The organism is Tannerella forsythia 92A2, from assembly GCF_000238215.1.
Classification (GTDB): Bacteria; Bacteroidota; Bacteroidia; order Bacteroidales; family Tannerellaceae; genus Tannerella; species Tannerella forsythia.
This window is the reverse complement of sequence record NC_016610.1, coordinates 255,136-267,928: the sequence shown is the minus strand read 5'-3', so window position 1 is coordinate 267,928 and position 12,793 is coordinate 255,136. Positions and strand designations below refer to the sequence as shown.

Annotated in this window: 7 protein-coding genes and 1 pseudogene; 2 read left to right on the top strand and 6 right to left on the bottom strand. The window is 48.8% G+C overall.

Going from position 1 to position 12,793, the window contains the following annotated elements:
* Nucleotides 1–24: 24 nt before the first annotated feature.
* The 5 genes and pseudogenes from BFO_RS01080 to BFO_RS01060 all read right to left on the bottom strand — a co-directional run bounded on the left by BFO_RS01080 (nt 25) and on the right by BFO_RS01060 (nt 8,904).
* Nucleotides 25–6,603, bottom strand: a complete 6,579-nt coding sequence (locus BFO_RS01080; protein ID WP_157755263.1) for a hypothetical protein — start codon at nt 6,601–6,603, stop codon at nt 25–27.
* A 30-nt stretch (nt 6,604–6,633) separates the two neighbouring features.
* Nucleotides 6,634–6,831: a hypothetical protein gene (locus BFO_RS01070; protein ID WP_041590534.1), complete on the bottom strand. Its 198-nt coding sequence runs from the start codon at nt 6,829–6,831 to the stop codon at nt 6,634–6,636.
* Between the two features lie 82 nt (nt 6,832–6,913).
* Nucleotides 6,914–7,012, bottom strand: a pseudogene (locus BFO_RS16430) (cytochrome C assembly protein); the annotation flags it as partial.
* A 65-nt stretch (nt 7,013–7,077) separates the two neighbouring features.
* Nucleotides 7,078–8,517 (bottom strand): M56 family metallopeptidase, encoded by a 1,440-nt coding sequence (locus BFO_RS01065; protein WP_014223702.1) that lies wholly within the window; start codon nt 8,515–8,517, stop codon nt 7,078–7,080.
* 6 nt (nt 8,518–8,523) lie between these two features.
* Nucleotides 8,524–8,904 (bottom strand): BlaI/MecI/CopY family transcriptional regulator, encoded by a 381-nt coding sequence (locus tag BFO_RS01060; RefSeq protein ID WP_014223701.1) that lies wholly within the window; start codon nt 8,902–8,904, stop codon nt 8,524–8,526.
* Between the two features lie 243 nt (nt 8,905–9,147).
* Between BFO_RS01060 and BFO_RS01055 the strand changes: the two genes are divergently transcribed.
* Nucleotides 9,148–10,794, top strand: coding sequence for a diphosphate--fructose-6-phosphate 1-phosphotransferase (locus BFO_RS01055; RefSeq protein ID WP_014223699.1), 1,647 nt, complete (start codon nt 9,148–9,150; stop codon nt 10,792–10,794).
* A 14-nt stretch (nt 10,795–10,808) separates the two neighbouring features.
* Nucleotides 10,809–11,411 (top strand): riboflavin synthase, encoded by a 603-nt coding sequence (locus BFO_RS01050; RefSeq protein WP_014223698.1) that lies wholly within the window; start codon nt 10,809–10,811, stop codon nt 11,409–11,411.
* 16 nt (nt 11,412–11,427) lie between these two features.
* Here BFO_RS01050 and BFO_RS01045 read toward each other — a convergent pair whose 3' ends face one another.
* Complete coding sequence (locus BFO_RS01045) at nt 11,428–12,768, bottom strand: MATE family efflux transporter (protein WP_041590533.1); 1,341 nt, start codon at nt 12,766–12,768, stop codon at nt 11,428–11,430.
* Nucleotides 12,769–12,793 lie beyond the last annotated feature (25 nt).

The window sequence follows — 12,793 nt, the reverse complement described above, 5'->3', positions numbered from 1 at the left end:
AGGCTTTAAGCGAAGCTGTATTTTTTATTTCACGATCACCTTATGCACCGTGCCGTCTTTGAGTGTCACCACATATACACCGCGTTGCATCGGGACGGACGTATCGCCTTCGGACAGTTCGATTCTCCGAACTAACTGGCCGGCTACCGAGTAGATGCTCGCGATATCTTTACGCTCTACGCGGATATAGATCGTCTCGCCGTGCGACCATACGGCCGTACCTTCGATCGACATATTCGCTACATGGTCCGGACCGAACTTCAACACGATATGCTGTGTCACCTGAGGAATCACATATTCGTATTCACCGTTGGCATTCTTCTTGCCTTCCAGTATTTCTTCCGTCTTCCCGTCAATCTTACGGTCTGTACGTACCACGAACGGTTTTTCGAACGAATACTTCGCCTTAAACTCGAAGTTCGAGCGTGCAGGCGTGTACGCGATGCCGGCCGGAGGAGTTGTCGTTACACCCGTTACCGAAGGTATGGTTACGGAATAATTTATCTTCGGAAGAACAGCATTGCCGACGCACAGGTAAACCACACCTTCTTGCGATACATCGAGAGCAAGAGGCACTATCTCACCGTCGATCTTGATGTTACTCGGTACCAACTTCAAGTTGTTCAAGCTACCCGGCGTAACCGATTGATAATAGATGATCGGATAGCAACGGTTCTGCATTCTTTCGCACGGACGGATTTCGATGTTCACGTCTATCGTACCGTAGGTTGTCAGTCTCTCTACATTGATGGCATCACTGTATTCCTTGTTGATCCCCTCTGTCGTACCTACTGAGAAATGAAGCTGTGCGCCGCCGTCGAGACGAAGGTCTTTCATCTTGAGCGTACCGCACTTCTGCTCGTAGCACTGTCCGCGCAGACGCAATGAGGTAAAGCCCGGATTCAGATGAGCCATGTTCTCTACATGCACATCGGAATGCTGGTATCCGAATCCTCCGAAGGTAGAGGTCGTGATCACGTCGAGCGCCAGGTCGTCCGAGAGCCAGAGCTCGCTGTAATTGCGTCCGCAGGCGCCGACCGGCTCCATATGGTAATGGCGGGTATACACTCCGGCATACTTCTTCGACGACATTTGCTCTTCCGAAATCAGCTCGAAATGTGCGTCGCGCTCGTGTTTTGCATCGGCATACAAATCCACCTGATTACGTACTCTGAGCGTATCGACATAAATTCTCGCATGTTCCACCGGAGGACCCTGTACATGATCGAACGAGTCGGTAAGGAAGGTCAGCACGGTATGATCGAAGACTACCGAATTGAGGCGTTCCAGGTAGGCACCCTCTTCAAATTTGATCGTAATGGTATCAAGCATATGCACCGGATCTTTGCTGCCGCGAATATAATCGTGGCACGGCTCGCAAACGTCAAGGTCTGCCCCACAAACGTTCTTCGTATATTCCGTGAACGGAGGTGTACGGCGCATATATCCGAATTTTATGATTGGGCGGTCGTTCTTCAGCCCGCTCCACGAACGGTATCTTAATTTCTTTCCTTTCACGACCAAGCTGTCGTGCAGGATCAGGCTGTCTGTCTGGATAACGATCTCCGTACGGCCGCCAGACATCGAATCGGTGTTGAGCACCATCGGGCCGAAAGATTCGATTACCGGAGAACCGAGATATACTCTCTGGTTATGTGCATAGATACGTGCGTCGGCATGGAATGTCATGCGCGATATCATATGCAGGAAGCCGCCGTTACATTCAAAGCCGGAACACCCCATGGGGCACTTCGGATAGTTTTTGAAGATATTCGTATTCCAGTTGTTTTTGTTCGCCTGGGTCTTCATATAGAGGCCGTAGCCTGCCACACTTTCGCCATGCAGTGTACCCGCACCGGGCACTGCACTCATTCCTGATCCGTTACCACCCTTGTAAATCAAACTCTTATATACATCGATATAGTCTGATGCCACAGCTGCAAAACCGCCGCTCGTAATATCCGTATTCGTACTGTCTTGATAGAAGTTCAGGATCAAGTTGCGCGCCTGGTTCACCGAGTCGTGCATATCGCAGTGATACATGGGGCCGCACCCGCCGCCTCTCTGATATCCGGAGCCGATTTTAGCCACGCTGCTGTCCGGACAAGCCAGATAGTCGGTGCTCAGGAACGGATCGTATCGCGTGCCTTTATTCTGCAGACCACCGTAGTTCAGCTTGATGTTATTGTCGGCGCCTACAAAGATGCTACCGCTGGCGCCGTGTGCTTTATACTGGAAGTCTTGCAGGTATACATTATTACGTTCTTCTTCGCATCCGCAGTAACCTACTTTCGAGAGGTCGCTGAGATTTTCGGTTTGAGCCAGGAACAGCAGGCTACCCGCAATCGAGTCCGCATTGAACGGATCGCGCATATCGATATCGCCGAAGCGCGTACGGAACGTCACGTTACCCGTATTCTGCGGATCCTGGAAATTGATCAAGCCGCCTTTGTTCAAGATAATATTCCCGCGCGTACCGGCATCGACCTTCAGATTGCCCTTGTTACCACGATAAATCAGGCTGGTCTTCGTTACTTTATTCCCTGAAGCCAGATTCTGAGCCGGAGCATACTTGTCGATGTTTTTGTCTTCACCGCAGCGTCCCAATCCGAAGATAATACCTGCGTGTTCATACATCATCATCGAGCTATCCTTGCGGTTATACAGGAAGTCGGGACTCCACGTGCTACCACATAAGTATTCGTTCGAGAACGGGATGGATATTTCCGTATCTGTGGTACCTCCCGTCGTCAGTTCATTCTTCATTTGTGCCACGTAGATATTACCGCCGCCATAACGAGTGGTATTGCTCTGATCCTGATAACCGGCGCGGATTAATAACGATTGATTATTGGTACTACCTAAATTCTTATATATAAACCGGTTGATATCGTATCCGAGCGTTGTTTGTCCCGGCGTAGGGCATGGATAAGGCGACACGCTGTATCCCAACCAGATATCGCCGAGGTGAGATTCTATAGCCGTATTGTTCTTATTCATTGCCGAACTATCCAGAATGTTCACCATCGCCGTACGGATATGGTAATCGGCGTAGATTCCTGTCTTTCCATCTTCGTCATTTGTTCGCGTGATCTTCAGTGAATCGTTGGAATAGATATGACCGTCGTGTATGAAGCGAGCATTATCAGGCGATCCGCCATTCGACTTATGGCCGTTGGCAGTCAAACCTGCTGCTTTAGCTACACTGTAATCCTTATTCCTTTCGGCCGAAATTAAGATCAAGCTGTCGCTATCGTAATTGATATTTGTCCAGCGCCTCATCTCGATATTACCGCCTTGTGCTACAAGTGACAGGTTGCTGACTTTTTTCTGCGTATTTCCATAACGGAAGTTCACCGTATCACCGGTAATAATGTTCCGACCGGCATTCCATTCGGTCTTCGTGTTATCCGGCGTGTAGAAGTTAATCGGAGCGCCATAGTTCAAACAGGTTTGGTTTGACAGGATGTCTCGATTCGCATACAAGCGTGTCCATTTGCCCTTGTTCGTAGTAGAGCTATCGGCATACCAGAATGAGTTGCGGATATCAATGTCATTGCAGGCAAACAAGGTGGTATTAAACGCATCATCTGTCGCTGCGTTGTAACCGATCTTTACATGGTTATGCGTGATAATATCATGACCTGCCTTCATATCAAAGTGTCTGATTCTTTCGCCTTTTTCTCCCACATGTAAATAGCTGAAAGTGCTGTTCGGATCACCGATTTTACCCGTTACAATGTCATTTCCGGCCACGAAGCGCGTAAAGCCCTGAGGATCCTGTCCGGCTCCTCCGGCCACGTGGGTGTAATTCCGCTGAATATGTATATCGTGGTTAGCGGCCATCCATACGTTTTCTTTACCCCAATAATTAACCTTCACATCGTTCCGGAGATAGATGTTGCCATGTATTCCATTATCACTATGATCGCATATCTCCGGGCAGATACCGGCTCCCGGCCGGCCGGTAGGATCTGTGGAATTGTGATTCCAAAGCTCCGCTTCGTTCGCATTGGCACGCAGCTTGATAAAGCCGGTGTGATCCTTGGCGTCATCATGCTTGAAGGTGAGTGTGCCTGACAAATCGATGTCTCGTCCGGCATACCAGTCGATGTTTTGACCATCATTTCTCACCGTATACTCAAACAGCAACGGAGCACTGTCCGTGCTTGTGATATTAGCACCTGCCCAAAGCTGCGTTTCTCCGGTAGATTTGCTCTTAAAGGTGAACGCTTTGTTTTTAAACGCGATCGTTCCGGCATTAGATTGGATACCAATGTGCGCTGATGGATCAGTACCTTGCGTATAGTCGATTGTCGAAGGGCCGCTGGCGCTGTTGAAGGTTACGCCCTTCTCGCCATCGATGAAAAGATCGGTGGTGACATTGCCTGTGTAAGAAAATTCATTGTTGAACCACACCGACGAATTCTTAGACTGGATCACGGCATCGCCAATTCCATCTTTTGTTTTAAAATCAATTTCCGTTTTTCCATTTACAGTTACCTTTCCTGCACCTTGAACAAACAAACCGCCATTTTGACCGATATGCTTGAAATCTCCAGTAACCTTTACATAATCTCGGTCAGACTGGATACGGGTCTGCACTCCGGTCTCCAAGGCACTTGGTGCACGTGCTGCCATTTCTTCTCCGAAAGAACTGCAGTTTGTCCGGCGTGCAAGCTTTCCACTGTTTCGTTGTACGGCATCTGTAAGCGTCTGCCATGTGCTACCAGTGGAAGTACTGGTTGTAGTTAAGTTCCCTTCAATGGACACATAACCTCCGCAATTATTCGGTGTGTTGATGATAAATGTATCTCCTTTTGCCCACAATGTAAGATGCCCTAAGTCGCTTGCGCCTGCGGCTGTGTAGCCGAAAGCCTTTGTCGAGATATGTGATTGATCGGAGAGAATAGAAACGTTATTGTTCTTGGCCGTTGCATCGAAGTCTGCATTATCTTGAATCCTTACTTCTCCATGTGCACGGATCAACAAGTCTCCCGTTGCGTCTGCTCCCTGCACAGCCGAAACGAGAGCTGCAGTTCCCCCATTAAAAAAAGTAATAGCTGCCTCGCAACAGTTTCCGTCGTTCAGGATATACAAAGGCTCCGTCCCTTTGATTATAAACTCGGGGACATTGCCCGATTTGAAAAAGACCCCTGCGCACGCTTCACCGTTGCATGCCGTTGTGGAATAGTTCTTGATAACACCGCCGGAATAAACCTTGAAACGCTGCTGTCCGGTAGTTCTACTACCTACTTCAATCACCCCTTTGTGATTATCAGTTCCGGTCGAGGATGTATGTATGATTGCATTATCTTCATCATAGTTCCCTTTTACCCCCAACAGGCTGACAGGAGTTTTATCATACAAAGCATGTATATTGGTGTAATAAGACAACGGTAAATTCGCTGTATTTAAGAAAGAGTATTCTGTACCGGAACCTTTGTCAAGATACATATTTCCATTCGTTTTGTTCTGCACCGGTAAATTGTTGAATTGTGACTGTGTAAAATAGGGGTTTCCATGATCCGAGTTTCCAGGGTTATCTTTATGAGCCAATGATATTTTGCCAAAATTTTCTCCTACCCGCAAAGTAAAACGTCCGGACTCGGGCCAGATTAAGACTCCTTCTGTACTATTCGTTGTAAAACTCGATTGTGCACCGTTTCCATTGTTTGTGTTGTCGCTGATATTATGGTTTACACAAACCTCTGCACCATTTAATATCAACACGCCGGCGTCAAGGAAGGTGTTACCTATTCGAGTCTGTACCCTGTCCCAGGAATGTGACTTATGTTGATGCTTGTGATAGGTAGCAGAAGCATCCCAAGTATAATGACTAGGATGACCAGAATGCCATTGATCACTACAATTTTGACTAAGCCTACAGCCGGTAAGTGCTTCTACTTGTTGCGTTGTTACTTCGATCGTCTTATAATACCACCTCAAGTCTCCGATAGTGATTTTATCGATCGTCGTATTTCCCTCAATGGCAATCGTGGTAGGTCTCTGATAGTTAGTAAGCCCTCCTCCAGACGTTTTGGCATTTCCTCTTGAGTTATATGTACCATCATCAATAATCTGTGATCCGTCTGTCTGTACCAAAGCAACGCCATCATCTGTTGCTCCTTCCTGATTGGAAGTATATGGATTGCTTGTTCCAATACTCGGATGAGAATGTGTATCACTTGAATTACACGGGTCCGTATAATCAGGAGTTGTCTGAGCTGTCGGCCCGTTCCAGGTAACACCTCCTGTCCAATCAGGCCAAGGAGAATTACATCGGCCATTTCCACTACCGCTCCAGTTTCCAGTCCACTTATTCGTATAATCCGTATAACGTCCTCCTGCGTTATATGAATTTATGACAATATTACCACTACCGGTAGCGATCTCTATTTCGCTTCCAGTCCACGTTCCTCCTCCGGGAAAAATGACTGTACCGTTATTTAGCCTGGCACTCTCACCTGCTCCGAAAGTATTTTGCACTCCAGCAGGGCCACTAATATACGCCTGCCCCCACGCTATCCCTCCGCTACTTGCAGCAAGGAGAAAAGCTGCGAGCATAAGTTTTGATACACTACTTGTTACTTTTCTTTTCATAAGCTAAAAATTTAATTGTTTGACTTTATTTTATAGTTCATTTCTATCGGTAATAGTATTATTCACAAGATATACGGAATATCTGGCTTGCTGTTTTTCCGTACGCGTATTATCTTTATAATTGAGTTCCGTTACGGTAAGATTACTTTCACCTATCCGCACACCGAAACGGCGTACAAGCATGTAGCATTGCACGACCGATATGCTTGATTTCATCGAAACTCTCACACGTTCTTTCGTTTTATTTTATTTATTATCCGGGGGCAAATTTATTACTTATTTTTGAAAATTAAAAAATAATCTATCTTATTTAATACACGTGAATGCTTCCTTGCGCCGCAGGCAGGTAGTTCACTCCGATCCAGGTGATCATCAACCAAACGAATGATACTGGCAGTATCCGCAAAGAAAAAGCCGCCCCGCAATCCCAACGTTGCGAGGCGGCTCCTATCACTTCTTGAAACAAACGAAACCTTATTTCGTTTGAAGCGAGTCTTTTTTCGCCGAAAGACTGAAATTAATCGGAAGAGTATATTTTACTGACACATTTTTTCCTCTCTGCTTCCCGGGTTTCCAGTTCGGCATCGATTTGATCACCCTGATCGCTTCCGCATCCAAATCCGGATCAACACTTCTTACAACCTGAAAATCCCGAAGGCTTCCATCGCAGCTTACAACAAACGAGACGACAACCCGTCCTTCCATTTTTTTCTCAATGGCTTTGACCGGATACTTGATATTCTGAGCAATATATTTCATCATCTCACTCATTCCGCCCTGAAATTCAGGCATTTGTTCCACTACCATAAACACCACGGTATCTTCGGGCGTTGTCGGCGCAGGTTTAGGTTTAGCGGCAGGCGTTTTCGTCTCTGCAGGAATGGGCGTTTTCGCTACCGTTTCAACGGGTGTGGCCACTTCCTGTCGAGGCGGAGCAACGACTTTTTCTACACTTTTTGCTTCGACGGGTTGGGCGGTCGGAGCAAAATAGCTAACTTTGACACTCGAAATCTCGTCGAACGGACGTGAGATTTCCGGGTGGGCGAAGGCAACAACCGTCGTAGCTGCCAACGGGAGTACAAGCGCGTACTTCAACCGTGCCCATGCATTCGATTTTTTTTGTAACATCATAGTGATACGTTTTTTGAGGTTATTACTGTGATTATAGCCGTTGGCCATGGAGTAGAGTCGTGTGCCGACGGCTTTTTTTATAAGCAATAATTGATAATGTTGCGCTTCGAACCCTTCATCGAGGACGGATTTGTCGGCCTCATATTCGTGCGTATTTCGCAAGTCGCGGTACAGCATCCATGCGAAGGGGTTGAACCATTGCAGGATAACGAAAATATGTGCAGCCATCAGATCCCACGAATGGCGGAGGCGGATATGCGCCGTTTCGTGCGCGATGATCGCGGCGCCGTCTTCGGCATAATCATCTTCGGAAAGCACAATATACTTCATCCAACTGAACGGAGCCATGCTCGTGTCGGTATGCAAAATCAGCCGGATATCATTATCCAACGCCGCGTGTTTCCCTTTAGAGAGCAATCGCCATAACCGTAAGTAAGACAAAGCCTGATAAAGTACGCAATAGGCGATGCCGACGAGATATAACGTAAAGACCGGCACAAAGACAGACTGCCAGACAGACAGATCCAATGAGGCCGCGGCGCCTCCCGCGGTAAGAGTTGCGAGCGGTTGCTCAACGAGCATTTCCGGCACGACCTCCGCGCCTGTACGGAACGACAGCGCACCGGCGAATAACGGTATTATCCACGACAGTGCCATGATGAAAAGCAGCATGCAGCGATTGAGCCGATGAAACGTTTCACGGCTTAGCACCACTGTGTAAAACAAATAGAATACCGCCAGACATAACGCCGATTGCAACGAATAAGAAAAGAATGCTCCCATGACACATCAAGATTTATCGCCTGCGGGCGGTGAGTTTTTTTCCACTTCGCGGATCAAAGCCTTCAATTCTTCGACAGAGATATTTTCGCTCTGCACAAGCGACGAAACGGCGTGCAAATACGAATTATCGAAATATTTACGGATGACACCCCGTAACGTACCGCGCCGGTGCTCCTCCTTACTGATGACGGCGTAGTACTGATAGGTATTCCCGAACGTCTTATGCGCCAGAAACCCTTTTTCTTCCAACCCCCGGACAATGGTCGAAAGAGTATTAAAATGGGGCTTCGGATCCGGATAAAAATTGAGTATCTCCCTGACAAACAACGCTCCTTTTTCCCAAAAAAAGAGCATCAATTCTTCTTCTTTTGCTGTTAACTTATGCATACGTCTATCCTCCTGTTCAAATTACGACTACAAATAACGAGATAATTTAGTTTCAAAACTAATTTTTATAGTTAAATATAACTAAAGAAAGCCGTTTTAACCATTGACCATTAAAAATGAGGACATACACGGATAAACGGTGCGAAAAAGGCCGGGCGGTGCGGTATGAGGTTCGCGGAAAAATATTATCTTTGCGGACGCAAAAACAAGAGACAAAAATATTTATAAAAAAAACAATACATCATGACAAAGAGCGCATTACAAATTGAGCGGGCACACTATGTTCCCAAGATGCCCACTGCCCTGCGAGGAGCCGTAAAGGCCGTAGACGGCGAGTACACCGAATCGGTAGCCAATCAGGAAGAGATCAAGAAACTGTTCCCGAATACGTACGGCATGCCGGTTGTGACTTTTGAGAAAAGCAACGAAAAGAAAGCGATGCCGCCGATCAACGTCGGCGTGATTTTGTCGGGAGGACAGGCGCCGGGCGGCCACAACGTGATTGCCGGACTGTTCGACGGGCTGAAATCGGGGAATAAAGATTCTCGCCTGTACGGATTCATCCTCGGGCCGGGCGGTCTGATCGAGCATAAATATATGGAACTGACGGCCGGTATCATCGACGAATATCGTAATACGGGAGGATTCGACATGATCGGATCGGGACGTACGAAGCTGGAACAGAAAGAACAGTTCGACAAAGGGCTGGAGATTCTGAAAAAGCTCAACATTAAAGCGCTCGTGATTATCGGCGGCGACGACTCGAATACGAATGCCTGCGTACTGGCGGAATATTACAAATCGATCGGAGCCGGCGTGCAGGTGATCGGCTGCCCGAAAACGATCGACGGCGATTTGAAAAACGAGCAGGTAGAAACGTCGTTCGGCTTCGATACGGCATGCAAGGTCTATTCGGAGGTAATCGGAAATATCCAGCGCGACTGCAACTCGGCGCGCAAATACTGGCACTTCATCAAACTGATGGGACGCTCGGCTTCGCATATCGCTTTGGAATGCGCCCTGCAAACGCACCCGAACGTTTGCATCATCTCGGAAGAAGTGGAAGCCAAAAACCAGACGCTCGACGATATCGTGAACCAGATCGCAACCGTTGTGCTCAAACGCTCGGAGGCCGGCAACAACTTCGGGACGGTGCTGATTCCCGAAGGACTGGTCGAATTTATCCCGGCCATGAAACGGCTGATCGCCGAACTGAACGACTTCCTTGCCAAGCATGAAACGGAGTTCAAGATGATCAAGAAGAGCGAGCAGCGCAGCTATATCATCGCGAAGCTGACGAAAGAGAACTCCGAGCTGTACGCCAGCCTGCCCGAAGGCGTAGCCCGCCAGCTCACCCTCGAACGCGACCCGCACGGCAACGTACAGGTATCGCTCATCGAAACCGAGAAGCTGCTGGCCGAGATGGTAGGCAACCGTTTGGCCGAATGGAAAGCGGAAGGCAAATATACCGGCAAGTTCGCCACCCAGATGCACTTCTTCGGTTATGAAGGCCGTTGCGCCGCCCCGTCGAACTACGACGCCGACTATTGCTACTCGCTCGGATACGCGGCCGCCTGCCTGATTCATGCGGGTAAAACGGGCTATATGTCGTCGGTACGCAATACGACCGCACCGGCCGACAAATGGATTGCCGGCGGTATTCCGGTGACGATGATGATGAACATGGAACGCCGTCACGGCGAAATGAAACCGGTGATCCAGAAAGCGCTCGTCAAACTCGAAGGCGCTCCGTTCAAGGCGTATGCCGCACGTCGCGAAGAGTGGGCTTTGAGCACGGACTATGTCTACCCGGGCCCGATACAATACTTCGGTCCGTCGAGCGTATGCGATGAGCCGACGAAAACGTTGCAGTTGGAACAACAAAAATAATCATCCCATACCTTATGTTTTCAGGAATCGTAGAAGAGGCCGCAACCGTTGTTGCGCTGGAGCAGGACAGGGGCAACCTGCATCTGACACTGCATTGCTCGTTTGTCGACGAGTTGAAGATCGATCAGAGCATCTCGCACAACGGGGTGTGCCTGACCGTAGTGAAGAAAACGCCGGAAAGCTACACCGTGACGGCGATCAAAGAGACGCTCGAACGTTCGAACCTCGGGCTGCTCAAGGTGGGCGACAAGGTGAATCTGGAGCGTAGCATGCTGATGAACGGCCGGCTGGACGGACACATCGTGCAGGGGCACGTCGATCAGACGGCAGTCTGCACACAAGTAACGGAAGCCGACGGAAGCTGGTACTACGCCTTTGAATATGAAATTGATCCGGCCATGGCCAAACAGGGATACATGACGGTCGAGAAAGGCTCCGTCTGCGTGAACGGCGTCAGTCTGACCGTCTGCAACTCACAGACCAACCGTTTCGAGGTAGCCATCATTCCCTATACGCACGATTATACGAACTTCGGGCAGATCGAGCAGGGAACGGTCGTCAACCTCGAGTTCGACATCATCGGAAAATATCTCAGCAAACTGATGACATTTCAATAAGAAGAGAGAGGGGGAGTCAGGAAATGACCCTCCTCTTTTTCCATCGCCCCGTATGATAATATATATATGTGGCGACGAATCCGAGTGAGATACTCAATACAATCGCCCACCAGATTCCCACACGTCCCCACGCATGGCTCAAACCGTAAGCCAACGGAATACGGATCAGCCAGAAGGTAACGATACCCGTCACCATGGCAAAGAGCGTATCCCCGGCTCCACGCATCGCGCCGTTGAAGATCCCCAACGCGCCGTGAACAGCCAGAAAACTCCCGAGAATCAGGAGATATTCGTAACCGATGGCAATCACGTCGGCATCGTGTGTAAAAGCGCGCATCATCTCTTTTCCGAAGAAATACACGACGACGAATACGGTACCGCAAAACAGCAAATTAAATGTTAAGGCAAAGCGCACACCTGATCGCACACGGTCCCATCGCTGCGCACCGATGTTCTGTCCGCAAAACGCAGCCAGAGCGCTGGAAACGGTCAGGAGCGCCTGCGTGATGAACGAATCTACTTTTCCGGCCGCACCGTAGGCCGTCAACGTATCCGTACCGAACCTGTTGACAATGCCCAGAAGCGCCACTAACCCGATGGCGATGGAGACTTGCTGTATGCTCGTCGGGATGCCGATACGCAACCCCTGCATAAAGAGTTTCCCGTCGAAGACCCAATCTTTCCGACGAATTGAGAGCAACGGATGACGCCGGTGTATGTATGCTAATACAATACACACTCCAACCCCTTGTGCCGCGACGGTCGCAAGAGCAGCTCCTTCAATCTCCCATCCGAACCCGATAATAAAAAGCAAATCGAACAGAATGTTCAGCACAGCGGTGATGAGGACGAAGATCATCGGACGCGCCGAGTCGCCCATACTCCGCAAAACGGACGACATGCTATGAAACGTAATAAACAGCACCGTCCCGCCCGCATAGATGCGGAAATAGCGGACGGCCTGCGGAATGACCTCTTCAGGCGTGCGGGTCAGCCGAAAAAAATCTTCGGTAAACACGATGCCGGACACCGACAGAAAAATACCGGCAATCAGCGTGAAGCCGCAAAACGATGAAAAAGCACGCTGTACCTTGTCGTACTGACGCGCCCCGAAATATTGCGAAACGATGACTGTGATACCGCTTCCTATACCGATCACGAAGGAGATAATGAAATAGTAAATGAAAAACGAAGCCGAAACGGCTGCCAGCGCCTCCTTGCCCAAAAAACTCCCGACGATCACACTGTCGGTAAGGTTATAAACTTGCTGAATAAGATTGCCGACAAGCAGAGGAAAAGCAAACGTCAAGATAACTTTCCAGACCGCTCCCTGCGTTAAATCGTGTTGCCGTTTCATGTCGTAAAAGCAGGGAAGATTCCGT

Bases quoted from the DNA above. Each gene is read 5' to 3' on its own strand.
- BFO_RS01045 (WP_041590533.1), bottom strand. From the start codon at position 12,768: ATGAAACGGCAACACGATTTAACGCAGGGAGCGGTCTGGAAAGTTATC.
- BFO_RS01060 (WP_014223701.1), bottom strand. From the start codon at position 8,904: ATGCATAAGTTAACAGCAAAAGAAGAAGAATTGATGCTCTTTTTTTGG.
- BFO_RS01050 (WP_014223698.1), top strand. From the start codon at position 10,809: ATGTTTTCAGGAATCGTAGAAGAGGCCGCAACCGTTGTTGCGCTGGAG.
- BFO_RS01065 (WP_014223702.1), bottom strand. From the start codon at position 8,517: ATGGGAGCATTCTTTTCTTATTCGTTGCAATCGGCGTTATGTCTGGCG.
- BFO_RS01055 (WP_014223699.1), top strand. From the start codon at position 9,148: ATGACAAAGAGCGCATTACAAATTGAGCGGGCACACTATGTTCCCAAG.
- BFO_RS01080 (WP_157755263.1), bottom strand. From the start codon at position 6,603: ATGAAAAGAAAAGTAACAAGTAGTGTATCAAAACTTATGCTCGCAGCT.